Origin of the sequence: Streptomyces sp. CC53 (genome assembly GCF_001865245.1) — a bacterium.
Classification (GTDB): domain Bacteria; phylum Actinomycetota; class Actinomycetes; order Streptomycetales; family Streptomycetaceae; genus Streptomyces.
Map to the genome: position 1 here is coordinate 106,431 of NZ_MKXB01000036.1, position 24,856 is coordinate 131,286.

Genomic DNA, 24,856 nt, shown 5'->3' on the forward strand with positions numbered 1-24,856 from the left:
AACCGCTGGCGCGATCTCCAGAGCAAGGCAGCCTCTACGTCGGATCGGTCCTGCTCAGGCACCGGCCGGTGGCGAGGCGCTGTCCGGCTCCTCCCCGGCCTGGCCCGGCTCCTCGCGCACGAGGGACCGGCCGAACGCGGTGAGCCGTGCCACCGCGTCCACATCGGGCTCCGCGCGGCGGGCCAGCGCGCTGCGGATCTCCTGGTAGACCGATGCTTCCAGACCGCAGCGCCGGCAGTCCTCCAGGTGGACCGCGACCCTGCGTGCGGTGACCTCGTCGGTCTCCCCGTCGAGGTACTTCTGGAGCACCCGAGCCACCTGCATGCAGTTCATCCTGCGCTCGCCCGAGCGGCGAGCCCACCATGGGCGCTTGTTCACATCACACCTCGCTTCGGTGCCAGTCCCGCCGCGGACAGCCGCACACGTATCCGTTTGCGGGCGCGGTGCAGTCGGCTCATCACGGTTCCTTCGGGCACATCCAGCAGGCGTGCGGCCTCGGCGTAGGTGAGGCCGTCGATGTCCACCAGCTGCACCACCCGCCGGTGCTTGTCCGGCAACGCGGACAGTGCCGAGTCCACCACCTCGTCGAACGCCTCGCCGACCACCACTTCTTCCGCCGACCCCTGGGGGCCCGCAGAGCTGAGCCGGTCCAGATCGGTGTCCGGGTCGTCCAGCAGGTGCGGACGGCGTCGGCGGTGCCGGTTGATCTCGGCCCGCCGCATGATCGTCAGCAGCCACGCCCGGGGGTGCTTCCCGTCGAACCGGTCGATGGCCCGGTAGGCCCGCAGCAGGGTGTCCTGCACCAGATCCTCGGCGTCCGCGGGTTGCGCGGTCAGTGTCATCGCCACCCGCAGCAGCACCTCCACCTCGGGCAGCACGTAAGCGGCGAACGCCGCTCCCCGCGGGTCCGCTGGGTCCGGCGGCGCTGTCACTTGGTCTTCCACACGGGGGAAACCCGTTGGCCCGTTCTCCTCATTCCATCCACCCTCATCTCCACCTCAGGGCGCTCACGTCGGCGCCAGCCGTGAGATCCAACAGCAGGAAGCGCGTGCGGGTGGAATGCACCGCGCCTCGAACCGGGTTTCCGGTCCATGAGGAAGCAGCGCGTCCCCAGGCCAGTACGGGTGTGGGCGGAGTGCCGGGAGAAGCTGCGGCATGTACGCCTGCGCGGTGACGTGGAGGCGTACGCCGACGGGCAGCTGACCGGTGCGCACCGGACACGGGTTGCCGCGCACGTCGGCGCCTGCTGGGCGTGCAGCGGCAGTCTGGAACTGCTCCAGCTGATCAAAGCGTCTCTCCGGCGCAGCCCGCAGCGCACGCCCGTCTCCCTCGCGTCTGCCCGGGTACGACGCTTCGCCCACCAGCTCGCCGCCCCGCCTGGCTCGGGCCGGCCCCAGTAGTCGACGGTTTGAACCTGCTCAGCTGATGCCGAAGAGCGGTCCTGTGATCGTCAAGCCGAGGTCGTCGCCGACGTAGGAGAAGAAGGCGATGAGCATGAGTGCCGCGCCGCCCAGGGCAGTGTCCTTCAGGAAGTGGGTCTGCTCCGTCTGCCGGGCCTCGTCGTTTGTCTCTCGCCAGAATCCGTGCATGAGAACGGCAGTCGGGAAGGCGAAGACGGCGATGAGGAGGGCGCCGAGGTCTGCCCAGATACCAAAGGCGATACTCACCCCTGCGGCCAGCATCACCAGACCGCTGGCGATCGTTGCCGGGACGGGGGCCGGTATGCCCCTGGAGGCGGCGTACGCGCCCATGGCCTGGGTCTTGGTGAGGTGTGCGACGGCCCCTCCAAGAAAGACCAGCACGAAGAGAACGCGTCCGATCAGTACCAGTACGTCCATGGTGACCTCCCGGGGGTTGTGTCGGCTGCCGAATTCACCTCTGTCTTCCTGCTTGCCGGTGCTCAGTCCGCACAGCAGGACAGCTTGGTCACGTCGGAGGTGAAGGTCTGGGCGGCGAGTTTGAGGGCTTCGGTCATGGTCAGGTAGGGGGTCCAGGTGTGGGCGAGCTGGGCGGTGGTCATGCCGGAGGTGAGGGCGTAGGTGGCGGCCGTGATGAGGTCGCCGGCGCCTTCGGCGACGACGTGGACGCCGATGACGCGGCCGTCGGTGGTGTCGGCGACGAGTTTGACCAGGCCGCGCGTGTCGCGGTCGGCGAGCGCGCGGGGGATGTGGGCCAGCGAGAGGGTGCGGGAGTCGCAGCGGATGCCGGCCTCGGCCGCCTCGGCTTCGGTCATGCCGACGGAGGCGATGGCCGGGCTGGTGAAGGTGACGCGGGGCAGGGCGGTGTAGTCCAGAGTGCGGGCGGCCCCGGCGAGGGCGTTGTCGGCGGCGAGGGTGCCCTGGGCGGCGGCGACGTAGACGAACTGGGGCCCGCCGACTACATCGCCGGCGGCCCAGATCCGCGGGTTCGTGGAGCGCTGGTGGCCGTCGACGACCACTTCGCCGTCCGTCCCGGTCTTGACGCCGACCGCGTCCAGGCCCAGGCCGGCGGTGTTCGGGCGGCGGCCGGTCGCGATGAGCAACTGCTCGGCGCGCAGGTCGAGCTCCGTGCCGTCCCCGGCGCGTACGACCGTGCTCTTCGCGCCGTCTTCGGTTCGTACGGCGGCCAGCGTGGCACCCGTATGGACCGTGATGCCCTCATCAGCCAGCACCCGCTCGATCATGGCGGAGACCTCGGGCTCCTCGAAGGGAGCGAGGCGTTCTTGAGCCTCGACGACGGTGACGCGGGTGCCGAGTCGGGCGAAGAGCTGGGCCTGCTCAAGTCCGATCGCGTTGCCGCCGACCACGATCACCGACTCCGGCAGTACGTCGAGTTCCATCGCCGTCGTGGAGGTGAGGTATCCGGTCCGCTTCAGGCCCTCGACAGGCGGCGCCCAGGGGGCGGACCCGGTCGCGACGACGTACTGGTCTGCCACGATCCGACGGATGCCGCCGTCGGTCAGCGCCACGTCCAGCGCGGGAGCGTCCGTGTTCCCGGTGAAGGTGGCGGTGCCGTGGACGATGTGCCAGCCGTAGCCGTCGGCGAGGTCGGTGTACTTCTCCGTGCGCAGCTGTCCGACGAGGGCGTCCTTACCGGTGATCAGTCCGGCGAAGTCGACCGGGATTCCGGCCGGGGCCAGGCCGGGGAAGCGCCCGGCTGCCGAGGCCGCGTGTCGGGCTTCGGCGGCGGCGAGCAACGCCTTGGACGGCACGCAGCCGACGTTCACGCAGGTGCCCCCTAGGGTGCCGCGTTCGGCCATGATCACCCGCCTGCCCTGTCGGGTGGTGGCGAGGGCGGCGGCGAACGCCGCCGAGCCCGTGCCGATGACGGCCAGATCGAAGCCGGATCGCGTCATGGCCACGATGCCCACCTCCAGCCCCAGGAACTGCCGAACTGCTGCTATGCGGATTGCCGAATAGGACACCTCCATCTTACTATTCGAGTAGGCGAATAGATTTGGTCCTGTGAGAAGGAGCCTGCGGATGCCGGAGAGTCTCGTCCCCACGGCCGTGGAAGACGTTCCGTGCACTCATCCGGACACGGTCGCGAAGTTCTTCCGCGCTCTGTCGGATCCCACCCGGCTGAAGCTGCTCGAGTTCATCCTGAGCGGCGAGCGCACCTCCGCCGAGTGCGTGGACCACGCCCGGATCTCGCAACCCCGCGTGTCGGTACATCTGTCCTGCCTCGTGGACTGCGGCTATGTGACCGCCCGCCGCGACGGCAAGAAGCTGCGCTACTCCGTCGGCGACCCCCGCGTCGCCGACCTGGTCGTCCTGGCCCGTTCCCTGGCCGCGGACAACTCCGCGGCCCTCACCTGCTGCACCCGCATCCCCGCCGACGGGGACTGAACCGCAAGGAGTGTCCGCCATGGCTGTCGGCGAGCGGCCCCCGGGCCGCGACGCGAGGCACTCGGGCAGCAGAAGCACGGGCGCCAGGATCGGTCTGTCCCTGGTGGTGGTCGTCTTCTGTCTGGCACCCGTCCTTGTCGCTGCCGGTGCTCTCGCCGCGATCGGCGGCGTCATGGGTAACCCCTGGGTGATCGCCATCGCGGTGTTCTTCCTGGCTACCGCCGTCACCGCGCTTGTCCGACGTTTCCGCTCGGGGCGCGGCGCCGGCGAGGACCGTGAAGTGTGAGCGCGAACACCGAACCGTGCCGCCGAACGGCATAGCGTCAAGGGAGTGAACAACTCCCGTATCCGGGGAGAGGGGACAGCCATGATGCGTGCGGTGTGGAACGGCACGGTGATCGCGGAGGCGCCGCGCACGGTCGTGGTGGAGGGCAACCACTACTTCCCGCCCGAGTCACTGCGCCGCGAGTACTTCGCGGAGAGCCGCACGAGGTCGCTGTGCTTCTGGAAGGGGATCGCCCGCTACTACGACGTGAGCGTCGGCGGGCAGACCAACCCGAACGCGGCCTGGTACTACCCGAAGCCCAACCCCCTCGCCCGAAAGATCAAGAACCATGTCGCGTTCTGGCAGGGCGTCGTGGTGGAAGGCACCCCGGAGCCCGCCCTGGAGGAGACGGCTTAGCACGAGTACACCGCGGCTCAGCGGCGATCGCCGATGGCGGTGCCGCACGGCTGGGCTCGTGCCGCAGTGGGAGGAGCGGCCCGCTTGGTGACTTCCAGCGGTCGTCGCAGCACGTGGTGGGCCGAAACGGTACCTGGCTGTGTGGAGGGCGCCCGCCGCTGGTGAGCAGGAGCCACCTTGCTTTCATGCGAGGAGTGATCGGGCTCACGTGCACGGCTACGTATCGGACTGGAGGGCTGCCCCGTCGTACTGGTGTGTCCAGCCGTTCACCGTCCAAGGAGCCGTGAAGTGACGCCTCAACCCGATCTGTCTCCCGCGCTCGACGTACTGCCGCAGCCTCTGCTTGCGGCGGCCCAGGCCGCGCGCCGTGAGTTCCTGGTCGCTCTGGAACCGCTGCGGGGTGAGCTGTTCCGGTACTGCCGTCGTCTGACCGGCAGCGTGTGGGACGCCGAGGACCTGGCCCAGGAAACGCTCGCTCGCCCGGGCCCTCACGCGCGCGGCGCAGTCCCACCAGCAGGTCGAGCGCCCGATGGCGTGGCTGGTGCGGATCGCGACGAACGCCTACCTCGACGAGGTCCGCCGCTCCGCCCCGCTTCTCGTCGAGCCCACCGAGCGCGCGGCGCCCGCCGGCACCGATCCCGCCGAGGTGAGGGACGCGCTCGCGGAGGTGGCCACCCTGCTGGCGCCGCAGGAGCGTGTCGCCGTCGTGCTCAAGGACGTGTTCGACATGCCGTTGAAGGAGATCGCCGCCATGCTGAGCACCACCGAGGGCGCGGTCAAGGCGGCACTGCACCGTGGTCGCGGACGGCTCGCCGACCCCGACCGGCCCAATGCGCTCGCCCGGCGCACGGCTCCCGACCGGGACACCCTCGACGCCCTTGCGGCGGCGTTCACCGCCTACGACCTGGACGGGCTGGCCAAGCTGTTCGTCGAGGACGCGGTCAGCGACGTCATCGGGATGGCCCACGAAGTCGGGCGGGACCAGATCGCCGCCGGCTCGCTGCACCACACCCTGCATCTGGAGACCTCCGTACGGTGGCGCGCCGAGGTTCGGGAGCTCGACGGCGATCCGTTGGTGCTGATGTGGGCCGCCCCGACCAGCGGCGACGGTCCCGAGGCGGTCGAGGACGTCCTCCGGGCGGAGACGTCCGACGGCGGGATCACTTGCCTTCGCTGGTGCTACTTCTGCCCGGATGTCCTCGCCGAGGTCGGCGACCGGCTGGGCGTCCCCTACCGGGCCCACGGCCATGGCCTGTAGGCCGGAACATGACGAGCTGGGGATCAGAGCCGCTTGCCACGCCGCGAGGAGCTGATGCAGGCGCTCGGCTGGGCTTTTCCGGTCGAGCGTCTTGCGTGGCCCAGGGCGGACGTTCCGTGAATGGGTCGTGATCCCCGGCCGCGACGCGACACGCTGGACCGAGCTGATCGACGAAGCGCGTGGGTAGCAGCGATGGTTCATCCGGTCCGGGCGCCCTCCGGGCGCGGGGCGAGCCGGGACGCACCCCATACCAGCGTGCTGATCAGCATCAGCAGCGTCAGCGGGTAGAACACCGGGCGCAGGGGGATCAGGACGGGCAGGAACGCCGCTGCCGTGCTGGTGCCCAGGACGAGCAGGAACGTCGGTACGCAGCGGGCGAATCCGAGCAGGAACGCGGGCAGGACTCCGAGCAGCCGTGCGTATCCGATCCTGCCTCCGGGCCTGCGACAGGCCGCCGACTGTCGGGCCGCGTACCCGGCGACCGCGATGTTGCAGCCGACCAGGGCGGCGACGATCGCACCGAGCAGCAGGTTGACCGGGCTGAGGAGCACCGCCACATGCTCCGTGGGATGCCAGGCGAGTACGGGCTCGAACAGGTACGGGGCCCTGACCTGGAACAGCTGCTCGGGTGCGGTCCGGAACACGGGCGCTCCGGTGTAGCGGCCGGAGGGCGACACTCCCAGATCGCTGGTGGAGAACAGGTACACCACCAGCACCACGGCGGCAGCGATCAGTCCGGCCCGGCGATGGCGGCGAACGGCGAGCGCGGCGCGTACGCGTCGGGGCGTAGCGACGACGGCGGCCAGCGTGGCATCCCAGGCTCCTCCGACTCTGGCAAGTGCGGTGACCAGCCTGCTCATTGCCGCACCTGGCTGTTCGGGTAGAACGCGTGCCACGCGAACCACATGGAGTCGAGGGAGTCCGCCGGCTCCCACTGCTCGCCGTCGCGCTGGAGAACACGGGCGGTGCCGAGCTTGTCGTCCCAGCGGGCTTCGACCTGCGTGCCCGCGACGTCGGCGCGCATGGTCCCGGCGGTGCGGATGAGGTCCTTGTGGATCGCCAGGCGCTCGTCTCCGACGCGTACGCCGATGACGACATCCTTGTCGGGGAAGCGGTCGCTGGTCGTCAGGACGGGGAAGAGGGTGCCCTCCTTGGCGTAGTAGCCGCTGCGGTCCGGGTACCCGTCGTAGGAGCCGTACGGGTCGCTGCCGTAGCTGCGCAGCGCGCCGGTGTCGGTGGACAGCACCTGGGTTTCGGGATGCGTAGTCCGCCATTGCTTCCACGTGGTCCATACCAGCGGGACGGTGCCGAGCTTGGTGCCCTTGAGCGGGCCGCTCACCGCCGTGCCGAGCAGTTGAGGCCACTCGGAGCCGGTCTCGCGGTCGTACATCAGCAGGTTGGAGTTGACCAGACGCCCGGTGGTCCCGAACGTGAGCTCCTGCGTACCGGATGGCGCCGAGAAGCCGATGACCGTGCCGGTCAGCGGGCAGTAGGTGATGGCGAGCGGCTCGCCGCCGACGGTGTCGTTGACGATCTCGTGCCACACCAGCACCTGCTGCGGGTAGGCCCTGACCTCGCCGCGGTACTCCAGGCCGAACACCGGGTCGGCGAGGAAGGACGCGTCGCCCGCCGGGACGAACCTCGGCTTGTCGATGGAGGGAATCCCGTCCTTGCCCGGCCCGCCGGAGACAGCTGCGGCGGCCAGCGCCTCCAGTGATGGATCCTGCCCAGGCTGTACAGCGGTCACCGACGCGGGCGGCCGGTCGTCCGGGCCCGAGACAGCCTGTCAGCCGATGACACCGCCGCCTACGAGCAGCACGACGACTCCCCCGATGACGCCGGCGCCCTTGACGACCTGACGCCGGTCCCGCCTTGGCTGCCGTTGACCGTTCACCGTGCATCACCCGCCTCGGCAAAACCGATCGCACACCTGTGATGGTCCCGCGTACACGTCGCCGGTTCGGTGACCGCGCTTACAGTTCTCGGATCCGATCCGGGCCTAGCGTTCAGATCATGGTGCTGCGGATCGTGCTCGGCGCGCTGGCGACAGCGATGGCGGCCGGTCAGCTCGCCTCCGTCGGTCACATGCCCGGGATCCTGGCCGCGTACGGTCTGGTGACCGGAGCTGCCGCACTGACCGTAGCGGCGCCGGCCGACGGCGCTCGCCCCCGCGTAGGCGTTCACGGCCATCCCGGTGGCCTGGTCGGTGCGACTGCACAGGAATACGCGCGGGCTCGCGGTCGTCAACCGCAGGTGCTTCGGGAGCCACCTCACGCATCGGCTGAGCTGGTCCGTTCTCGTCCAGGACGCTGTGACGCTGCTCTACGCCGGGGTCCTCCTGCACGGTGCACGCAAGGGGCCCCGCCCGGACTCCCGCCATGGAACGGAGGTGGACGTGATGCCCGTACTCGCTGAGCCTCGCCGTCAAGGTGGTGCGGTAACAGCCATCCGCGAGGGGCTGCTGATGGTGATGTGCTGCGCGGGCCCGCTGCTCTTGGCCGGCGGGACCCTCAGCGGCCTCGGCGGAACGCTGTGCAACCCGTGGCTGATCACCGTAGGGGCACTGGTGGTACTCATCTCCGTCATCCACGTCCTTCGGTGCCGGGCTCGACGCCACCACCATGCCGGGCCGGACGACTGCTGCCCGACCGTTCGCCTGTCACCACGCCCCGGCCTGGCTGACGGGCACCCTGGCCGCACCCACGAGTAAGGGGAGTCCGCGATGAAGGACATCGTCGCCCTGCTGCTCGGCGACTCGTACCGCCCCGGCGGCACCGCGCTCACCCGCCGCCTCGCCGGGCACCTCACGCTCGGCGCCGATTCCCGGGTTCTGGACGCGGCATCCGGACGCGGCACCACAGCCCTCCTCCTCGCCGACGCGTACGGCGTTTTCGTCCACGGCGTCGACCCCTCACCGGCCAACACCGCGCTCGCCCAGGGCGCCGCCGCAGCCGCCGGTCTGGCGGACCGGGCCGTCTTCACCATGAGCGACGCGGAACGTCTTCCCTTTGAGGACGCGCTGTTCGACGCTGTCGTCTGCGAGCGCGGTCTGTGCGCCCTCCCCGACATGGCACGCGCCACCGCTGAATTCGCGCGTGTCCTCAAGCCGGGCGGCCGACTGGGCATCACCGATGTCACTGCCACGCCCGGCCGGTTGCCGCCGGAACTGTCCACGCTCGGCGCGCGCATCGCCTGCATCGCCGATAGCCGCCCCTTGGCCGAGCACTCGGAGGTCCTGACCGCCGCTGGGCTGCGTACCGTGCACACCGAGCATCGCGACCAGGCGATGCGGCACACGATCGACCAGATCGAGGCACGGCTGAACCTGCTGCGCGTCACCGCCCCTGGCAGACTCGCGGAGGTCGGGGTGGACCTCAACGCGGCACCGGACGTGCTGAGCGCGGCCAGGGCCGCCGTCGCCGATGGCGCCCTCGGCTACGTCCTGCTCATCGCGGAGAAGCCGCTACTTGCTGGTGCGTAAGCGGCTTCACATACGTGTACATGCCATGAGGTGGGGGGTGCCGCTGCCGGTCTGGTGGGCGGCGTCGGCATGGGCATCTGGATGTCCTGTCCATCGCCCTCTGCGTCGGCACCATCTTCGGCGTCCTGCTGGGCACTTCGCTCAGAGGCTGGCACCCGCCGTCGTCCAAGGAGCGGGCCAGGCCGGATGATGACGCCGTATCACCAGCGCCAACACCGACCCGCCACACCGACCTGGGGTGCCGTGTCCCGCAGCACTCAAGACGGAAACGTCCCACAGCGGAAAGCCCGCATGCAGGTTGGGTTTGGTCAGCAGCAGCCCGTCGGCGCCTGCGCGCCTGGGCCGCTCGCCGTGTCCGCTGGGCCGCAGGGGAACAGGCCGAAGTGCCGGCTCTTGTCGCCTGTGACGGAGAAGTGCGGTGCGTAGCGGGTGGCGCTCAGCATGTCGGCGGTGTTGCCGCAGACGAGCTCCGGTTTGCCGGTGTGGAAGCGGTGGTGGTCGTCCAGGTCGAAGGCGTGCGGGTGCTCGGTGACGGTGCCGTGGTAGACGGCGACCTGGCCGTAGTCCTCACAGTGGTCCTCCAGCGGGAGCTTGAAGGCGCGGACGGTGCGGGAGGTGAAGGTGGCGAAGCCGATCTTCCGCTCGATGTCCGGGTCGCCGATCGTCACCGGGGAGGTGGCGACGGTGCGGGCGTCCGGGCATCCGGTGCGTTCCAGGATGCGGCGGAAGTCCTCCGTGTACAGGGCGCCGGCGAGGCACTCTCCGACGAGGACGGGATCGTCGAGGAGGGCGGCGGGCAGGCGGCGGTCGGCGAAGATGTCGGAGAAGTACAGCTCGCCGCCGGGCCGCAGGACCCTGAAGATCTCCGAGAGGACGCGCGGCTTGTCCGGCGAGAGGTTCACCACGCAGTTGGAGACCACGACGTCCACGGAGGCGTCCGGGATCCCGGACGCGGCAAGGTCCTCGATGTAGCCGTGACGGAAGTCGGTGTTCGCGTGGCCGAACCGTTCGGCGTGCCAGTCCTGGTGGCGGCGGGCGACGGCGAGCTGTTCCTCGGTCATGTCGACGCCGATCACCCGGCCGGTGGGACCTACCAGTTGGGACAGCACGTAGGCGTCGCGTCCGCTGCCGCAGCCGAGATCGAGCACGGTGGCCCCCTCAAGCGCGGGTGGGATGGGCGAACCGCAGCCGTAGAAGCGCTCCATGACCTCGTCGTGCACTTCTCCGAGAGCCGCGGCGATGTGCGGCGGCGGTGCCGCGTCCGTGCAGCAGGCCGAGGTCCTCAGATCCGCGGAGGACGCGAGGACCTTGCCGTAGTAGTCCTTGACCGAGTCCGCAACCGTCGAGTCCGTCGCCTGCCGCTCCGGGGATACGTCGATCGTCGCCATGTCTCTCCTCTGATGCGTGATGCCGGACGTCGCGGCGGCTCTTAGCCGCCGCGACGGGAACCCGTTGTGCATCGGCTGTCATTCCGACTCTGCTGTGTCTGCTTCGGACGGCTCTCCCGTCAGCCGACGACCACCCTGCGGTGGGCGACGGCCAGGTGCACCTGGGCATGTGACCGCGAGCGGTACCCACGGGGGTGTCACCGGCCGTCGGCAGCCGCGCTGGTCTCCCCGCTACGGGAGCGGATCAGCCGGGCCGCCCACCCACCGCCCGCGCTCAGCACCACCAGAGCACCGAGCGCGACCCACAGCCCCGGCGATGCGGGATCGCCCAGGGAACCGCCGAGCCCGGTGTAGACGACGGTGCCCGGGATGATGCCCAGGGCCGTGGCGGTCACGTAGGAGGAGAAGCGGACCCCGGCCACTCCCGCCCCGTAGTTGATCACCGAGAAGGGGAACAGCGGCACCAGCCGCAGGAGCAGGACGGCTACGAATCCGCGGCGCGTCAGGTAGGCGTCCAGCCGGGCCAGCCGCCCCGAGCCGGCGTAACGGGCCACCACCGGACGCCCCAGCCAGCGGGCGAGGCCGAACGACAAGGCCGCACCCGCCGTCGCTCCCACGAGTACCGCACCGACCCCCAGTGGAAGCCCGAACAGTGCCCCCGCCGAAGCGGTGAGCACCGAACCGGGCAGCCACGCCGTCACCGCCAAGGCGTAGCAGACGGCGAACACGACCGGCCCCCACAGACCGAGCGAGTCGACACCCTGGCGCACCTCCCGCAACAGGTCCGCTCCTCCCAGCGCCACCCAGGAGCCGAGCGCCACCAGCAGGACCACCAGGAGTGCCAGCCGTATCCACGCCGCGCGCGCCGAAGCCGGTGCCGGCCTGTCCGGGGCCGCATCGGAGCGCGGGGGCTCGGTTGCGGAGGAGGGGGCTGCCGGACGGTTCATATCGGCTCCTGTGACGGTTGTTCGGTGGGAAGGTCGGCCACCACGCGGCGCAGCGGCAGCTCAAGGCGTCGCCCCGGGGCCGCCCACCGCGCCAGGGAACGCTTGGCGGCCTCGGCGCGCCGAGGTGTCAGTCCGGGCAGGTAGAGGGCGTCGGGCAGCAGGGTCGCGGCGTCGGCCGAGTCGATGGCGAGGGTGAAGACGCGTCGCTCGTCGGAGCGGACGCGGAACCCCGCACCGCGCAGCAGGGCGGCCAGCCCGTCGCGGGCCTGCGGGTTGGGCCACGGCTGGCGTACGGCGCGCAGGGCGGTCATCACCCGGAGCCAGCCGAGCATGCCGGACGGGGAGAGCCCGGTCTGGGAGGGCACCAGCGCCGCGAGCGTCCCGCCCGGGCGCAGTACGCGCCGGATCTCCCCGAGCACCTGCGGCAAGGGGGTGACGACCGGCAGGCACATCGCCGCGCAGACGGCCGCGACGCTCGCGGAGGCGGTCGGCAGCGCGTCCGCGCCGGCCCGCACCAATGGCCCGCGGCCCTGGCGTGCCGCTTCGGCGAGCTCGGCGGCCGAGAGGTCGACCCCGACCCAGTCGGCGTCGGGCAGCTCCGCACGGGTGGGTGCCGAACCGCAGGCCAGGTCGAGGACCGTGCCCTCGATGCCGTGCAGCGGTTCGGCCAGCCAGGCGTACGGGGAGGTGTCGGCCAGGGTGAAGAGCTGTTCGGTGATGCCGGGATGCGCGTGGTGGTAGGCGGCGATGAAGCGCCGCCAGTCCTGTTCGTCCATCCGCTACTCGTCTCTGTTGCGGCTTGCCGGCCGCTCGCCCCTGTGCTTGCCGCCGGGAACCCTGCCGGGAGGGCTCCGCATTCCGCTTCGGACACGCCGGTTCCCGCTGGATGATTCCGGTCGGCCCGCCGGGCGGGAATCGTGTGGCCGAGAAGGGAAGGCCGCGGGCGCGTCACCGGGTTCCCCTCGCGTCCCACTGCTGCGCACCGACCGGAGAGAGCCCACACGATGAGTACGTACGACCTGGTGGTCATCGGCGGCGGAAGCGCCGGCCTGACCGCCGCCCGGACCGCCGGTCGCTTCGGCGCCCGCACGCTGCTCGTCGAGCGGGACCGGCTGGGCGGGGACTGCCTGTGGACAGGGTGCGTACCGAGCAAGGCGCTTCTGCATGTGGCCGCCGACGTCCAGGCGGCCCGCCGCGCCGCGGCCTACGGCCTCCCCCCGGTGTCCGGCCGCGCCGACCTGGCGGCTGCCATGGGGGAGGTGAAGCGGGCGATCGGCGCGATCGAGCCGCACGACTCGGCCGAGGCCCTCGCCCCGTACGGCGTCGACGTGACACGCGGCGCGGCAACCTTCACCGGCCCGAGAACCCTGACCGGGGGCGGCCGGGAGATCTCCTTCCGGTACGCGCTGATCGCGACCGGCTCCTCGCCTGCCCTGGTGCCGGTCCCCGGCCTGGCCGAGGCCGAGCCGCTGACCAGCGACACCGTCTGGGAGCTGACCGAACTCCCGCAGCGCCTCGTGGTGCTGGGCGGTGGACCCATCGGCTGCGAGCTGGGCCAGGCGTTCGCCCGGCTCGGCTCGCGGGTCACCCTCGTGGAGGCGATGGACCGCCTGGTGCCCCGAGAGGAACCGCGGGCCTCGCAGGTGCTGCGGGAGCGGCTGGAGGCCGAGGGCGTCACCGTGCTGACCGGCTACCGCGCCGAGAGCGTCGATGCCGGCGCCGTCCACGGACCCGGCGACCCCCTCCCGTACGACACACTGCTCGCCGTCACGGGCCGCCGCGCCAACACCGACGGGCTCGGCCTGGAGGCGGCCGGTGTGGAGCTGACCGAGACCGGTCACGTCCGGACCGACGGCCGGCTACGCACCGCCAACCACCGCATCTACGCCGCCGGCGACGTCACCGGCCGATCGGCCTTCACCCACTTGGGCGGCACGCAGGGCGCAGCGGCCGCCACCGACGCGCTCCTGGGTGTGCGCCGCCCCATCGACTACCGCGCGGTGCCCTGGGTGACGTACACCGACCCCGAGATCGCCCGCGTCGGCCTCACCGCCGACGAGGCGCGCGAGACGTACGGCGACACCGCGCGCGTCCACACGCTGGAGAACGACCGGCTCGACCGAGCGGTCGCCGACGGCCGTACCGAGGGCTTCACCACCCTGGTCCTGGGCCCGCGCGGGAAGATCGTCGGAGCGACGGCCGTGTCACCGAGGGCAGGTGAGACCATCGCCCATCTGGCGGCGGCGGTGCGCCTGGGCTGGACGCCCTCCGACTACGCCCGCACCGTGCACCCGTACCCCACCTATGCCGACGGGCCCTGGCACGCGGCCTTGGCCGACGTCTACGCCCGCCTGGCCCGGGGCAGCGGCGTCATCCGCGCGCTGCTCGGCCTGCGCAGAAGGGTGAGCCGATGATCCTCCGTATCGTCCTGGGCGTCGTACTCGCGGCGATGGCGCTGGGCCAGCTCGCCTCGTTCGACGCGATGTCCGGCATCCTCACCTCCTACGGTCTGACGGCCGGCACGGTCTCGACCGCCCTGGCGGTGGCACTGATCGGCGCGGAGGCCGTAACGGCCGTCTGGTTCCTCGCCCGGCCCCGCTCCCGCTCGGCCGCACCCGTCTGGCTGTACACCGCCGTCGCAGTGGTGTGGGCGGCCCTCGCCGCCCAGGCGTTCGCCCGCGGACTCGTCCTCGACAACTGCGGCTGCTTCGGCACGTACGCCGCCCAACCCCTGCGCTGGTACGTCCTGGTCGAAGACGCCCTGATGCTGCTCTACGCCTGGCTGTTGTGGCGCGCTGTGCCCCGACGGCCGCGCAGGGGCCGTACCACCGTGCCCACCGCTGGGGCCTTCGAGGTATCCCGGACACAGCAGGAGAACCACTGATGCCGATCATCGCCGCGCTGCGAGCTCTCGAGCGCGTCACCCGCCCCTACGACCCCGAGTTCGCCGCGGCCATGGAACGCCGCTGGGCGGAACTTCCCGAGACCGCGCGTACCCCCGGCCAGGTCCTGGGCCGGCACGGAGTCGGCTGCGAGGGAACCCACGGCGTCTTCCCCAAGTGCAACCTGAAGTGCACCCCCTGCTACCACTCCCGGGACGCCAACCAGGTCCGTGTCGACGGCCCCCACACCCACGAACAGGTCAGGGCCCAGATGGAGCTGCTCCGCGAGCTGCGGGGTCCGCGCGCCCACACCCAGCTCATCGGCGGCGAGGTGAGCCTGCTCGCCCCGGACGACCACGCTGCGGCTTTGGCGATCATGCGGGACCACGGCCGGGAACCGATGAGCTTCACCCACGGTGACTTCGACTACGACTACCTCACCCGGCTCGCGCTCGGCCCCGACGGCACGCGGCGCTTCCAGCGGCTGTCCTTCGCCGCGCACTTCGACAAGTTCATGTACGGCAGACGCGGCATCGAACGCCCGCCGGACGAGAAAGCGCTGAACCCCTACCGGGCACGGTTCGCCGCCATGCTCGTCCGACTGCGGCGCGAGCACGGGGTGCGGTTCTTCCTCGCCCACAACATGACCGTCACCCCGGGCAACCTCGACGAGGTCGCGAGTGTGATCCGCGACTGCCAGGCCATGGGCTACGGCATGTTCTCCTTCCAGCCCGCCGCCTTCCTCGGCGACGAGCGCCGCTGGAAGGAGAAGTTCCGCGAGGCGACCCCGGACGCGGTGTGGGCGGAGATCGAACGCGGCGCCGGCACGCGCCTGGACTACCGGGTCTTCGAGAACGGCGACGTGCGCTGCAACCGCACCGCCTACGGCTTCTACGTCGGCCGCCGCTGGTACCCGTTCCTCGATGGCGGCGACTCACGCGATCTCGCCGTGCGCGACGCGTTCTTCCGTTACTTCGGGAAGGTGACCTTCACCGGCACCCCGCCCGCTCTCCTCGCGGCCAGGCTCCTGCGAGTGGTGGCCCGCCACCCGTCCACGGTGGTCACGGCGCTGCGCTGGCTGGGCCGCACCGTCCGCCGGGTCGGAGTGCTGCGGCTGGTCCGTCACCGGATGCGCGTGCGTCCGGTGACCTTCGTGATGCACCAGTTCATGGACGCCGATGTCGTCGGCCCGGCCTGGGAGATGATGCAGCGCGGCGAGCAGGCCGAGGACCCCGGACTGCGCGAGACCCAGGAGCGACTGGCCGCCTGCCACTACGCCATGGCACACCCCGAGAACGGCACCCTCGTCCCCGCCTGCGTGCAGCACGCCGTACTCGACCCGGCCGAGAACACCGCGCTGCGCACCCTGCTCCCGATCGTCGAGGTCCGCACCCCCGCCGACAGCTCGTCCGGCACATCACCGAAGGAGAAGTAGTCCATGCGCATCGGTGTGATCACCGGCTCCGGAAGCTACGACTGGCCCCACCTGGAGGGAGCGGCCGAGCGGACCGTCGTCACGGACCACGGCGTCGTCACCGTCACCGAAGGACACTTGCGGGACACGGAGATCGTCCAGCTGTCCCGGCACGGCGCCGGTCATCACCGGCTCTCCAGCCAGGTCGACCACAAGGCGAACCTTTCCGCTCTGCTGGCCTGCAAGACAGAGGCCGTCGTGTCCTTCACCGTCTGCGGCTCCCTCGACCCGGCCGTCCGGCCAGGCTCCCTGGTCGTCTTCGACGACCTGTACTTCCCCGCCAACCGGCTGCCCGACGGCACCCCGTGCACCTGGTACGACACCCCCGGCGCGGCCGGCCGCGGGCACTGGATCTTCGACCGGCCCTTCAGCGAGCCGCTGCGCCAGACGCTGATCTCCGCCGCCGAGCTGACCGGAGTGCCCGTCGTCACGCGGGGCGTGTACGGGCACGTCGACGGCCCCCGGTTCAACTCGCGCCCCGAGGTGGCCGCCCTGGCCGCGGCCGGGGTGTCCGCCATCAGCCAGACAGCGGGCCCGGAGGTCGTCCTGGCCGGAGAGGCCGAACTGCCCATGGCCCTGGTCGGTTTCGTCACCGACTACGCCAACGGCGTCGCCCCCGAACCGGAACCGGTGCAGGCCCTGCTCGACCGCATGGAGGCGAGCAAGGACATCTTCGCGACACTGGCCGGACACGCGCTCCCTTCCCTGGACCGGGTGACCGGCGCCGGCTTCGTCTACCGGTTCGACGCATGAACACCCCCCGCCCCCAGGGCACTCCCGCCATCCTGATCATGGCCAAGGCTCCGCGTCCCGGAACGGTCAAGACCCGGTTGCATCCGCTGCTGGGCCCTCGGCGGTGCGCGCACCTCCAGGCCGAACTGATCCGCCACACCGTGGAACTGGCCATATCCCACACCCCCAGGGCCTATCTCGCCTACGCCCCGGGCGAAGGCGGGGACGCCGACAGCACGACCGTGCCCGCCGGCGTCCGCCTGCTGCTCCAGCGCGGCGGGCACCTCGGAGAGCGCCTGGCCGCGGCCGTGGCCGACGCCTTCGCCGACGGCGCGGGACCCTTGCTCGTCGTCGGCACCGACGCACCGACCCTCACCGGCGGCCATCTGACCGCCGCCTTCACCGCCCTCGAACGTCATGACGTGGCACTGGGCCCCGCACTGGACGGCGGCTACTACCTGATCGGCCTGCGCGCTCCCCACACCCCCCTGTTCGCCCTCGGCCCGGAGGTCTGGAGCACCGACCGGGTACTGACCGCCACCCGAGCCCTCGCCCGTGACGGCGGGCTGAGCACGGGGACGCTCCGTGCGCTGAGAGACCTGGACACCCCCGCGGACGCGGCGGCGCTCCTGACGGATCCGGTGCTGCCGCCACGCATCGCCGCTCTGCTCCGGCCTGAGGAGACGTCATGCCCCTGACCCCGCCCCGAGTCTCGATCATCGTCCCGGTCCTGAACGAGGAAGCCACCATCCACAGCGCGGTGAGCCGCCTGCGCCGGGACTTCCCCGACTGCGAGCTGATCGTCGTCGACGGCGGCTCCACCGACGCCACCGTCGAACTCGCCTCCCTCCACGCCACCGTGGTGAGCAGTGAGCGTGGCCGGGCCAGGCAGATGAACGAGGGCGCCCGTCACGCCACCGGCGACATTCTCTGGTTCGTCCACGCCGACACCGCGGTCGACCCCGACGCCCTGGACCAGATCCGGGCCGCCTTCGCCGACCCGGCCGTCGTCGGTGGCGGGCTCACCATCCGCTTCGACCGCAGGACACCCGGTCTGAACTATCTCGCGTGGACGTCGAACGCCCGGGCCCGCCGACTGCACCACATCTTCGGCGACCAGGCCATGTTCGTCCGCCGCACCGCCTTCGACACACTGGGCGGCTTCCCCGACCTGGCCATCATGGAGGACCTGGAGATGTCCAGGCGCCTGCACCGCCACGGTCGGCTGCGCCTGCTGCCGGCGACCTCGACGGCCTCCTCACGCCGCCTGGTGGCCCACGGCACGTGGCGCATGATCGCCTTCATGCAGTACCTGAAGCTGCTGTACTTCGCCGGCGTCGATCCGGAAGCCATCCGCATCCGCTACACCGCGGGCCCCCGCTTGTTCGGGCGCAGACGCACAGCCCCCGCCCGGACCGCCCGCCCTTGAGTCCCCTCTCTCACCCCCTCCTTCTAGCCCTCCCCTTCCGACATCTTGGAGAACGGTCCTCATGCGCATCGCGGTCAGCGGCGGCCCCTACGGAAACCCGTACGCCCTTCAGGCATTCGTCGACGACGCCCGCGCCCGCGGCTGTGAGCGTCTCTTCTGCCTGGGCGACCTGGGCGGATTCGGCGCCGAAGTGAACGCGCTGTGGCCGATCCTCACCGACAACGACGTCGAGTGCGTCGCCGGGAACTACGACGTGGCCATCGCCCGTGGAGACACCGACTGCGGCTGCGGCTACCGCGACGCCAAGGACAACGAGTACGCCCAGCTCATCTACGACCACACGCTCGCCACCACCCGCCGCGACTTCGCCGCCTGGATGGGCACCCTGCCCACCGAGCGCCGGGAGACCATCGACGGTGTCGACGTGCACATGGTCCACGGCTCGACGCTGGCGCTGAACGACTTCTGGTGGGAGTCGCTCCCCGAGGAGCAGCACCGTCTGCGCGCCGAGGCATCGGGTGCCGACGTGGTGCTGTGCACCCACAGCGGCCTGCCCTGGCAGCGTCAGGTGGGCGAGACCCTCGTGGTGAACGTCGGGGTGCTGGGCAAACCGGCCAACGACGGGCGCCGCGAGGTCTGGTACGCGATCCTCGACCTGGACGGCGGGCGTCCGACCGCCGAGCTGGTCCCGCTCTCCTACGACTGGCAGGCGCAGGCCGCCTCGATGCGCGCCGCAGGGCTCCCCGAGATCTTCACCGAGACCATCGAGTCGGGCTGGTGGACCACCTGCCTGGAGATCCTCCCGCCGCGCGAACGCTCGCGCGGCCGCTTCCACCTCTACCGCTCCACCCTGCCCAGCGGGTTCCGGCCTGCGGACGACGGATGGGGCGAGGGCGCGTCCGGCGGGGCCATGGAAGGCGACCGCCCCGTCGTACCCCTCTTCGGCACGGCATACTTCCCGTCGCGGCTCTGGGTCTACACCAACTTTCACTGCAATCTGGCCTGCGACTACTGCGCGGTCGCCTCCTCTCCCAAGGCGGCACCCCGCACCCTGTCCGCGACCGACTTCCACGCACTCGTCGACGAGGCCGTGGACGCCGGGTTCACCGAGCTGTACGTCACCGGTGGCGAGCCCTTCCTCCACCCCGGCATCGTCGGCCTCCTCGACTACGCCACCACGCGACTGCCCACCGTCGTCATGACCAACGCGATGCTGCTGCGCGGCCGCCGCGCCGCCGGACTCAGCGCGCTCGCTGGGCGCAAGCTCACCGTCCAGACCTCCCTGGACGGCGCGACACCGGCCGCGCACGACGCACACCGGGGCGCCGGGTCCTGGCTGCGCACCCTGGACGGCATCCGCCACCTCGTCGACCTCGGGCTGCCCCCAAGGGTCGCCCTCACCGAAACCCCGGACAACACCGATGAGATCCCGGCGGTCACCGCCCTGCTGGCCGAACTCGGCCTGCCCGCCGGTCACTTCGCTGTCCGACCGCTGCTGCGCCGAGGCTTCTCGGAGGCCGGGGCGGAGATCGGCGAGGACTCCAGCATCCCGGAACTGACCGTCACGGCCGACGGCCTGCACTGGCACCCCGCCGGCGCCGACCTGGGCACCAGCCCCGATCTGTATCTCGCCCCCGGGGGCACCCCGCTCGCCGCGGGCAAGGAGCTGGTCACCGAGCGGTTCTTCACGGCCCGTCTGAACGACGGCAGCCTTCCCCGGCCCGTCCACTGCGCCGTCTGATCCGACCCGTACGCGTACGGAAAGGGAGTCCACCACCATGCAGCAGCAACGACCGCACGTCGCGATCCTCGGCGCCGGACCCGTCGGCCTCGACGCCGCCCTCGCCTGCGCCGACGCCGGATGGCCGTTCACCGTCTACGAGGCGGCGGACACGGTCGCCGCCCATGTACGCGACTGGGGCCACGTCCGCCTGTTCACCCCCTGGGACCTGAACGTCTCGCGCCGGATGCGCGCCCATCTCCCGCACGCGCCCACGGGCGACGCGTGTCCCACGGGCAACGAGCTCATCGGCGAACTACTCTCTCCGGTCGCACAACTCCCGGCACTGGAGGGACGGATCCGCTACCGCACCCCCGTGGCCGCCATCGCACGCACCGGCCTGCTCAAACACGAACAGATCGGCACCGATGCCCGGGCGGCGGCCCCCTTCAGGCTCCTGTTGGACACCCCCGACGGCGAGGAGACCGCCGAAGCGAGCCTGGTCCTGGACTGCACCGGAACGTACTCCCACCCCAACACCCTCGGGCAGGGCGGCATCCCCGCCCCGGGCGAACGGGCCCTGCACTCCCGCATCACCCGCACCCTGCCCTCGGCCGACGGCTCTCCCGGCCGCTGGGCGGGAACCGTTCTCCTGGTCGGCGCCGGGAAGTCCGCCCAGACCGCCGCGCGGGACCTCGCCGCGCTCCCCGGCACCCGCCTCGAATGGGTGGTACGCAGCCCCGCGCCCGACTGGGGAGCCGTCGCCGACGACACCTTGCCCGGCCGCCAGGAACTCGTCTCCACCGCACAGGCCCTGGCGACGGGCGCGCACGACCGCGTCACCGTCCACACCGGCGCCCACGTCCAGTCCCTGTCCACCGCCCCCGTCGGCCCCGACGGTGACCGCGTGCTCGTACGCCTCGCCACCGCCGACGGTCCCCGCGAGGTGCTCGCCGACCACGTCGTCTCGCTCACCGGCTACACCGGCGACCACACCCTCTACCGTCAGCTCCAGGTCCACGAGTGCTACGCCACCGGCGCCCCCATGAACCTCTCAGCCGCCCTGCTCGGCGCAGCGGGCGGCGACTGCCTCACCCAGCCCGCCACCGGCATCGCCCAGCTCTGCAGCCCCGAGCCCGACTTCTTCATCCTGGGTGCCAAGTCCTACGGCCGCCTGAACACCTTCCTGCTACGCACCGGCTACCAGCAGGTCGACGAGATCGCCACCGGATACGCCGGGGTGGAAGGCCCACGCCCGCTCAGCGGGTTTCCCTCATAGGCAGAGGACCCGAATCGTAGGAGCTTGCCATGACCAGCACCACCACCGTCGACCGGCCGGAGCCCTACCGCATCGCTCACCCCACGATCCGCGTCGTCATGAGCGACATGGTTCTTTCCCGGACCGACCTGGGCCCGGATGACCGCGTCCCGTCGTTCGACCTGCCCACGACCGACGGCGGCAGGTTCCGCAGCGCCGACCTGGGCGCGGACGACCGGCCTGTGCTGCTCGTTTTCGGGTCGCTGACCTGCCCGGTCACCGAAAGCTCGGCAACCGGCATCCGTGACCTGCACTCCCGATACGGCGACCGGATCCGGTTCGTCCTCGTCTACGTACGCGAAGCCCACCCCAGTGCCGTGACCCTGCAACCGAAAACACTGGAGCAGAAGCAGCGCAACGCAACCGCGCTCCGCGCCCGTCACGGCTTCCCGTTCGAGGTCGCCGTCGACGACATCGACGGAGCCCTGCACCGCGCGTTCGGGCCACGGCCGAACTCCGCGTACCTCATCGACCCGTCCGGCGTGATCGTGTTCCGCGCCCAGTGGGCCAACGTGACGGGTGCCCTCGGCGACGCCCTCGCCTCTGTCGCGGCGAAGAAGCCACCGCGCCGTGCCGCCGTCGGACACACCGCCCGCGCCATGGCCGCCATGACCGGGCACGCCGACGCCGCCTTCGCCACCGCCGGCAAGGGAGCTTTGCGGGATACGTGGAAGGTCGCACCGCCCTTCGGCGCGGCGATCCTGCTGTCCCGGCTGTTCAGCTTCCTGCCACCCGGCCGACGCGGCCTCCCCGCGATGGCGCTCATGGGACTGATGACGGCCGCCGCACTCACTGGCGTGGTGACCCTGCTCCTCTGAAGGCCGGCACGACCGGAAGCGGTAGGTGAGAGGCGCGCCGAGGAGGAACCGGGCCGGGGCAGACTCGATAGGCCGGACTGCGAGAGGAGGCACTGGTACAGCCCCATGCCGACGCTCGGGCCGCGCGCTGGCCGAGGAGCGCGACGTGTACATGCGGCAACGTACGCATCAACGCCTACCGTGGCCCGTCCGCCCAACAGGAGACGTACCTTGATAGCCGCTGCCCAGGCAGCGTCACACCCCGAGATGACCTGTGTGCCTGGCGTTGCGCTGCGGCGAGTCTCGACGCTGAAATGACGCTCGTGGCGCTCATTTGACGCTCGTTCTGATGGGCTGTCAGGCGTGTTGCTGGGCTGGTCAAGCCCCGTGAATCGGGCATGGTCACAGAGGCAGGGCCGGGGAAAAGGTTCCGTTGGGCAATCGGGAGATAGCCGCGGCGGCATCATGGCGGGATGGACCACAATCTCAGCGGGCTGAGTACCCGGGAGTTCGAGCACGTGTCGCAGGCCCTGGCCCAGGAGATCCTTGGGTCGGGCGTCTCCGCCTTCGGGGATGGCAAGGACGGCGGGCGGGAGGCAACGTTCGAGGGTCGGGTGCCCTACCCGAGCGAGCTTGAGGCATGGGACGGCTATGGGGTCGTGCAGGCCAAGTTCCGTCAGCGCACGGATCAACAGCCCCAGGACGCGGTCTCGTGGCTGAAGGGGCAGGTCAAAGAGGAATTCGAAGCGTGGCTGAGCCCGACGTCGAAGCGGGAGCGGCTGCCCGAGTATCTGATCTTCACCACCAATGTGATCCTGACTCCCGTACCGGGCAGCGGAGGCATTGCCCAGATCGAGCAGTTCGTGTCCATGTATGCGGCATGCCTCGGGCTCAAGGGCTGGGCGGTATGGCACTACGACCAGCTGTGTCGATACCTCGATCGGTACGACTCCATCCGCCGTACCTACGCTGGTGCAATCACTTCCGGTGACGTCCTCGCGCAGTTGCTCGACTCCATGTCTGCCGGACACAAGTCCAGGTCAGATGCCCTCACTGCTGCGACCCGTGCGTCGCAGCACCGCCGTGAGGCACGACTGAGCCTGGTGCCCGAGGAACGTGTCGATGCCGTTCTGGGCTGGGCTGACAAGTCCTCACGGCCGGTGGTGACCGTCCCTGCCGGCACCCTGGCGGTTCTGGTCGCTCCGATGGGAGCGGGCAAGAGCGAGGAGGCCGAGCGTTGGTGGCGGGAAGGGCTCCGCGAGGCTGCGGGGCACGCTGATGCGGTGATCCCTGTATGGGTGGATGCGGGTAAGGCCGTACCGGATCTGCTGGATGCGATCACGCGCGCGGGCGGCGAGCCGGCGAGTGGACTCGGACGTATCGTGATCGACGATCTCGATGGGATCTCACCCGAGCAGGTTGCACAGCTCCTGTACCAGGCCAGGCTCCTGCTGGCCGCCCACCCGGCCGCCCGGATTCTCGCCACGTGCAGACCTGGAATCGAGCTGGACAGGGCTGTGGTGCACGAGGTCGCCCCGTGGTCGGTGCGGAGAGGCGCGGAACTTCTGGACCTTGTGATCGGCGACGACGCGCGCATGCTTTTCGAAGAGCGAGAAGTGCAGGACCTGCTGACAAGCCCCCTTCAAGCCCTGTCCGTCGCCTCCCGCCTGCTGGCCGGTGAAGACGCACGGGTGTCCAGCCTGGAGCTACTGTCCGGTCTGGCCGCGTCCGTCATCAAGAGACGGCGCAAGGGCTTCCCAACCTCACAGACCTGGGACCGCCTTGCTCGTCTCGCCGTAGACGTCCTGAATTCCGGAGGTCCAGTCCCCGCTCAGCACTTTGGGCATGAAGCCGAGGTGTGGGAGCTGACCGACACCGGTCTGGTCGTCCAGGAACCTGGGGGCCTCCGCTTCGCCTTGCCTGTCTTCGAACAGCACTTCGGCGCCCAGGCCCTGCGCAAGGGCTCCGTACTACCGGAGGAGATCGTCACTGCCGACGCCTTCCCCCGGTGGCGCTACGCGATCGCATTCGCCGTGAGCGCGAGTGCCCCGGACGAAGCGGAGAACCTCATGCTCCGCCTTGCTCGGGCCAACCCCGCAGCCGCTTCCTGGACGTTCGACGAGATCGCGCGGGGCGAGAAGCAACACCATGGCATGCACGAGGCTGAAGACTGGGCCAGGACCACCATCGCCCGACTGGGCCGGGTGGACCGCGACGAACTCCAAACCGCTGAAACCGCAGGCACTTGGCTGCGGGAGGCGCTCGAAGCCCTTGTTGAGGGTTTCGGTCCGCTGAGCGGCTCGCTTGTTGAAATGCGGGATGGACGGCTGCCTCGGTGGGGAGTGTGGGCGAAGGAGGGCTGGGTTGCCATCTCTCCGTCGAGAAACTCCTCCGAGCCGCCCGTAGTGACTCCACTCGCCTCGCACCCATCGAACCGCGAAGACCCCGAATGGCGATGGTGGAGTCAGCACCTCTTTCCCGGAGCCCCGCTGGGCAGGTGGGGCTGGGCCCGCGAACAGATCCGCGAGCCCCTTGAGCGTGTAGTCCGACGTGGTGCTCTTCTGGTGCCGCCGGATTCCCCGTTGGCCCATGAGCGACTGTGGCACCTTGCGCAGCGACTCCGCCAGGGAAACATGCCCCGCGATGGCGTCTCCGTGCCCGAAGTGCGCCGGCGAGTTGAGGCGATGATGGAGCATGTGCGGACATCCATGCGGTACGCCCATCAAGTTGCGGGCTACACCTACGACGCGGCGGACATCCGGTGGATGCACTCCCAGTTGGCCGGGGTTACCGACGCGGTGCTGAGCAGACCGTACGGCGAACCGGATCAGGAAAACCCTCGGCACGAATGGATGTGGCAGGACTATTGATCAGAAACTCATGGGGTTCTCGTTCAAGACGTAGCGGACGTGCGGGCCGCC

The 24,856-nt window shown here is 70.6% G+C and carries 26 protein-coding genes; 16 read left to right on the forward strand and 10 right to left on the reverse strand.

Annotated elements, in window-relative coordinates; genetic code table 11:
* Positions 1 to 54: 54 nt before the first annotated feature.
* Together BJP40_RS03555 and BJP40_RS03560 are read right to left on the reverse strand one after the other, a co-directional pair.
* Positions 55 to 324: an anti-sigma factor gene (locus tag BJP40_RS03555; RefSeq protein WP_256220620.1), complete on the reverse strand. Its 270-nt coding sequence runs from the start codon at positions 322 to 324 to the stop codon at positions 55 to 57.
* A 50-nt stretch (positions 325 to 374) separates the two neighbouring features.
* Positions 375 to 932 carry an RNA polymerase sigma factor gene (locus BJP40_RS03560; RefSeq protein WP_071278513.1) on the reverse strand — a complete coding sequence of 186 codons (558 nt, stop codon included), beginning with the start codon at positions 930 to 932 and terminating at the stop codon, positions 375 to 377.
* Between the two features lie 159 nt (positions 933 to 1,091).
* On the opposite strand from BJP40_RS03560, the gene BJP40_RS03565 reads away from it, so the two are divergent.
* The gene (locus BJP40_RS03565) at positions 1,092 to 1,400 is read left to right on the forward strand and encodes a zf-HC2 domain-containing protein (RefSeq protein ID WP_071278514.1); all 309 of its coding nucleotides are present in this window, start codon (positions 1,092 to 1,094) and stop codon (positions 1,398 to 1,400) included.
* Between the two features lie 18 nt (positions 1,401 to 1,418).
* On the opposite strand, the gene BJP40_RS03570 is transcribed toward BJP40_RS03565, so the two are convergent.
* Complete coding sequence (locus BJP40_RS03570; RefSeq protein WP_071278516.1) at positions 1,419 to 1,838, reverse strand: DoxX family protein; 420 nt, start codon at positions 1,836 to 1,838, stop codon at positions 1,419 to 1,421.
* A 62-nt stretch (positions 1,839 to 1,900) separates the two neighbouring features.
* Positions 1,901 to 3,334: a mercury(II) reductase gene (merA, locus tag BJP40_RS03575; protein WP_107416690.1), complete on the reverse strand. Its 1,434-nt coding sequence runs from the start codon at positions 3,332 to 3,334 to the stop codon at positions 1,901 to 1,903.
* A gap of 127 nt (positions 3,335 to 3,461) precedes the next feature.
* Here merA and BJP40_RS03580 point away from each other — a divergent pair, with 127 nt between their 5' ends.
* From BJP40_RS03580 to BJP40_RS03590, 3 genes are read left to right on the forward strand one after another with little or no spacing between them, the layout of a single operon-like run.
* Positions 3,462 to 3,827 carry a helix-turn-helix transcriptional regulator gene (locus BJP40_RS03580; RefSeq protein WP_071278518.1) on the forward strand — a complete coding sequence of 122 codons (366 nt, stop codon included), beginning with the start codon at positions 3,462 to 3,464 and terminating at the stop codon, positions 3,825 to 3,827.
* 19 nt (positions 3,828 to 3,846) lie between these two features.
* Positions 3,847 to 4,113, forward strand: a complete 267-nt coding sequence (locus tag BJP40_RS03585) for a hypothetical protein (protein WP_071278520.1) — start codon at positions 3,847 to 3,849, stop codon at positions 4,111 to 4,113.
* Between the two features lie 45 nt (positions 4,114 to 4,158).
* Positions 4,159 to 4,509 carry a DUF427 domain-containing protein gene (locus BJP40_RS03590; RefSeq protein WP_256220621.1) on the forward strand — a complete coding sequence of 117 codons (351 nt, stop codon included), beginning with the start codon at positions 4,159 to 4,161 and terminating at the stop codon, positions 4,507 to 4,509.
* A 216-nt stretch (positions 4,510 to 4,725) separates the two neighbouring features.
* Here BJP40_RS03590 and BJP40_RS35190 read toward each other — a convergent pair whose 3' ends face one another.
* A complete protein-coding gene (locus BJP40_RS35190) occupies positions 4,726 to 5,001 on the reverse strand; it encodes a hypothetical protein (protein WP_256220622.1) in 276 nt (91 codons plus the stop codon).
* A 37-nt stretch (positions 5,002 to 5,038) separates the two neighbouring features.
* On the opposite strand from BJP40_RS35190, the gene BJP40_RS03595 reads away from it, so the two are divergent.
* Entirely contained in the window at positions 5,039 to 5,767 is a 729-nt protein-coding gene (locus BJP40_RS03595; RefSeq protein ID WP_079170891.1) for a sigma factor-like helix-turn-helix DNA-binding protein, read from the forward strand.
* 197 nt (positions 5,768 to 5,964) lie between these two features.
* On the opposite strand, the gene BJP40_RS03600 is transcribed toward BJP40_RS03595, so the two are convergent.
* Both BJP40_RS03600 and BJP40_RS03605 read right to left on the reverse strand, forming a co-directional pair.
* Complete coding sequence (locus tag BJP40_RS03600; RefSeq protein WP_071278524.1) at positions 5,965 to 6,627, reverse strand: hypothetical protein; 663 nt, start codon at positions 6,625 to 6,627, stop codon at positions 5,965 to 5,967.
* Positions 6,624 to 7,514 carry a DUF3179 domain-containing protein gene (locus BJP40_RS03605; RefSeq protein ID WP_226962768.1) on the reverse strand — a complete coding sequence of 297 codons (891 nt, stop codon included), beginning with the start codon at positions 7,512 to 7,514 and terminating at the stop codon, positions 6,624 to 6,626. The genes BJP40_RS03600 and BJP40_RS03605 overlap by 4 nt, the downstream gene beginning before the upstream one ends.
* A 975-nt stretch (positions 7,515 to 8,489) precedes the next feature.
* On the opposite strand from BJP40_RS03605, the gene BJP40_RS03615 reads away from it, so the two are divergent.
* A complete protein-coding gene (locus tag BJP40_RS03615) occupies positions 8,490 to 9,248 on the forward strand; it encodes a class I SAM-dependent methyltransferase (protein ID WP_071278526.1) in 759 nt (252 codons plus the stop codon).
* A 308-nt stretch (positions 9,249 to 9,556) separates the two neighbouring features.
* Here the strand turns inward: BJP40_RS03615 and BJP40_RS03620 are convergent, their stop codons facing one another.
* The 3 genes from BJP40_RS03620 to BJP40_RS03630 form a co-directional block, all read right to left on the reverse strand.
* Positions 9,557 to 10,636: a methyltransferase domain-containing protein gene (locus BJP40_RS03620; protein WP_071278529.1), complete on the reverse strand. Its 1,080-nt coding sequence runs from the start codon at positions 10,634 to 10,636 to the stop codon at positions 9,557 to 9,559.
* Positions 10,637 to 10,833: 197 nt separating this feature from the next.
* Positions 10,834 to 11,583: a TVP38/TMEM64 family protein gene (locus tag BJP40_RS03625; RefSeq protein WP_071278530.1), complete on the reverse strand. Its 750-nt coding sequence runs from the start codon at positions 11,581 to 11,583 to the stop codon at positions 10,834 to 10,836.
* Entirely contained in the window at positions 11,580 to 12,359 is a 780-nt protein-coding gene (locus BJP40_RS03630) for a class I SAM-dependent methyltransferase (protein ID WP_071278531.1), read from the reverse strand. Before BJP40_RS03630 ends, BJP40_RS03625 begins: the two co-directional genes overlap by 4 nt.
* 228 nt (positions 12,360 to 12,587) lie before the next feature.
* On the opposite strand from BJP40_RS03630, the gene BJP40_RS03635 reads away from it, so the two are divergent.
* From BJP40_RS03635 to BJP40_RS03680, 10 genes are all read left to right on the forward strand, one after another.
* Positions 12,588 to 13,997 carry an NAD(P)/FAD-dependent oxidoreductase gene (locus BJP40_RS03635; RefSeq protein ID WP_071278535.1) on the forward strand — a complete coding sequence of 470 codons (1,410 nt, stop codon included), beginning with the start codon at positions 12,588 to 12,590 and terminating at the stop codon, positions 13,995 to 13,997.
* Positions 13,994 to 14,467, forward strand: a complete 474-nt coding sequence (locus tag BJP40_RS03640) for a MauE/DoxX family redox-associated membrane protein (RefSeq protein ID WP_071278536.1) — start codon at positions 13,994 to 13,996, stop codon at positions 14,465 to 14,467. The genes BJP40_RS03635 and BJP40_RS03640 overlap by 4 nt, the downstream gene beginning before the upstream one ends.
* Entirely contained in the window at positions 14,467 to 15,900 is a 1,434-nt protein-coding gene (locus tag BJP40_RS03645) for a radical SAM domain-containing protein (RefSeq protein ID WP_071278538.1), read from the forward strand. The genes BJP40_RS03640 and BJP40_RS03645 overlap by 1 nt, the downstream gene beginning before the upstream one ends.
* Positions 15,901 to 15,903: 3 nt before the next feature.
* The gene (locus BJP40_RS03650) at positions 15,904 to 16,692 is read left to right on the forward strand and encodes an MTAP family purine nucleoside phosphorylase (protein WP_071278540.1); all 789 of its coding nucleotides are present in this window, start codon (positions 15,904 to 15,906) and stop codon (positions 16,690 to 16,692) included.
* Positions 16,689 to 17,369 (forward strand): TIGR04282 family arsenosugar biosynthesis glycosyltransferase, encoded by a 681-nt coding sequence (locus BJP40_RS03655; protein ID WP_071278542.1) that lies wholly within the window; start codon positions 16,689 to 16,691, stop codon positions 17,367 to 17,369. Before BJP40_RS03650 ends, BJP40_RS03655 begins: the two co-directional genes overlap by 4 nt.
* The gene (locus BJP40_RS03660; protein ID WP_071278544.1) at positions 17,360 to 18,100 is read left to right on the forward strand and encodes a TIGR04283 family arsenosugar biosynthesis glycosyltransferase; all 741 of its coding nucleotides are present in this window, start codon (positions 17,360 to 17,362) and stop codon (positions 18,098 to 18,100) included. Before BJP40_RS03655 ends, BJP40_RS03660 begins: the two co-directional genes overlap by 10 nt.
* A gap of 61 nt (positions 18,101 to 18,161) precedes the next feature.
* Positions 18,162 to 19,841 carry a radical SAM protein gene (locus tag BJP40_RS03665; RefSeq protein WP_071278545.1) on the forward strand — a complete coding sequence of 560 codons (1,680 nt, stop codon included), beginning with the start codon at positions 18,162 to 18,164 and terminating at the stop codon, positions 19,839 to 19,841.
* 37 nt (positions 19,842 to 19,878) lie between these two features.
* Positions 19,879 to 21,099, forward strand: a complete 1,221-nt coding sequence (locus tag BJP40_RS03670) for a hypothetical protein (protein ID WP_071278547.1) — start codon at positions 19,879 to 19,881, stop codon at positions 21,097 to 21,099.
* 29 nt (positions 21,100 to 21,128) lie between these two features.
* A complete protein-coding gene (locus BJP40_RS03675; RefSeq protein WP_071278549.1) occupies positions 21,129 to 21,956 on the forward strand; it encodes a peroxiredoxin in 828 nt (275 codons plus the stop codon).
* A 452-nt stretch (positions 21,957 to 22,408) separates the two neighbouring features.
* A complete protein-coding gene (locus tag BJP40_RS03680; protein ID WP_256220623.1) occupies positions 22,409 to 24,805 on the forward strand; it encodes a hypothetical protein in 2,397 nt (798 codons plus the stop codon).
* Positions 24,806 to 24,856 lie beyond the last annotated feature (51 nt).

Excerpts from the sequence above, each read along its gene's own strand:
- BJP40_RS03650 (WP_071278540.1), top strand. The coding sequence starts at position 15,904 with ATGCGCATCGGTGTGATCACCGGCTCCGGAAGCTACGACTGGCCCCAC.
- BJP40_RS03680 (WP_256220623.1), top strand. The coding sequence starts at position 22,409 with ATGGACCACAATCTCAGCGGGCTGAGTACCCGGGAGTTCGAGCACGTG.
- BJP40_RS03625 (WP_071278530.1), bottom strand. The coding sequence starts at position 11,583 with ATGAACCGTCCGGCAGCCCCCTCCTCCGCAACCGAGCCCCCGCGCTCC.
- BJP40_RS03585 (WP_071278520.1), top strand. The coding sequence starts at position 3,847 with ATGGCTGTCGGCGAGCGGCCCCCGGGCCGCGACGCGAGGCACTCGGGC.
- BJP40_RS03660 (WP_071278544.1), top strand. The coding sequence starts at position 17,360 with ATGCCCCTGACCCCGCCCCGAGTCTCGATCATCGTCCCGGTCCTGAAC.
- merA (WP_107416690.1), bottom strand. The coding sequence starts at position 3,334 with ATGACGCGATCCGGCTTCGATCTGGCCGTCATCGGCACGGGCTCGGCG.
- BJP40_RS03670 (WP_071278547.1), top strand. The coding sequence starts at position 19,879 with ATGCAGCAGCAACGACCGCACGTCGCGATCCTCGGCGCCGGACCCGTC.
- BJP40_RS03620 (WP_071278529.1), bottom strand. The coding sequence starts at position 10,636 with ATGGCGACGATCGACGTATCCCCGGAGCGGCAGGCGACGGACTCGACG.
- BJP40_RS03675 (WP_071278549.1), top strand. The coding sequence starts at position 21,129 with ATGACCAGCACCACCACCGTCGACCGGCCGGAGCCCTACCGCATCGCT.
- BJP40_RS03640 (WP_071278536.1), top strand. The coding sequence starts at position 13,994 with ATGATCCTCCGTATCGTCCTGGGCGTCGTACTCGCGGCGATGGCGCTG.
- BJP40_RS03555 (WP_256220620.1), bottom strand. The coding sequence starts at position 324 with ATGCAGGTGGCTCGGGTGCTCCAGAAGTACCTCGACGGGGAGACCGAC.
- BJP40_RS03665 (WP_071278545.1), top strand. The coding sequence starts at position 18,162 with ATGCGCATCGCGGTCAGCGGCGGCCCCTACGGAAACCCGTACGCCCTT.
- BJP40_RS03645 (WP_071278538.1), top strand. The coding sequence starts at position 14,467 with ATGCCGATCATCGCCGCGCTGCGAGCTCTCGAGCGCGTCACCCGCCCC.
- BJP40_RS03595 (WP_079170891.1), top strand. The coding sequence starts at position 5,039 with ATGGCGTGGCTGGTGCGGATCGCGACGAACGCCTACCTCGACGAGGTC.
- BJP40_RS03600 (WP_071278524.1), bottom strand. The coding sequence starts at position 6,627 with ATGAGCAGGCTGGTCACCGCACTTGCCAGAGTCGGAGGAGCCTGGGAT.
- BJP40_RS03565 (WP_071278514.1), top strand. The coding sequence starts at position 1,092 with ATGAGGAAGCAGCGCGTCCCCAGGCCAGTACGGGTGTGGGCGGAGTGC.
- BJP40_RS03630 (WP_071278531.1), bottom strand. The coding sequence starts at position 12,359 with ATGGACGAACAGGACTGGCGGCGCTTCATCGCCGCCTACCACCACGCG.
- BJP40_RS03655 (WP_071278542.1), top strand. The coding sequence starts at position 16,689 with ATGAACACCCCCCGCCCCCAGGGCACTCCCGCCATCCTGATCATGGCC.
- BJP40_RS03570 (WP_071278516.1), bottom strand. The coding sequence starts at position 1,838 with ATGGACGTACTGGTACTGATCGGACGCGTTCTCTTCGTGCTGGTCTTT.
- BJP40_RS03615 (WP_071278526.1), top strand. The coding sequence starts at position 8,490 with ATGAAGGACATCGTCGCCCTGCTGCTCGGCGACTCGTACCGCCCCGGC.
- BJP40_RS03580 (WP_071278518.1), top strand. The coding sequence starts at position 3,462 with ATGCCGGAGAGTCTCGTCCCCACGGCCGTGGAAGACGTTCCGTGCACT.
- BJP40_RS03635 (WP_071278535.1), top strand. The coding sequence starts at position 12,588 with ATGAGTACGTACGACCTGGTGGTCATCGGCGGCGGAAGCGCCGGCCTG.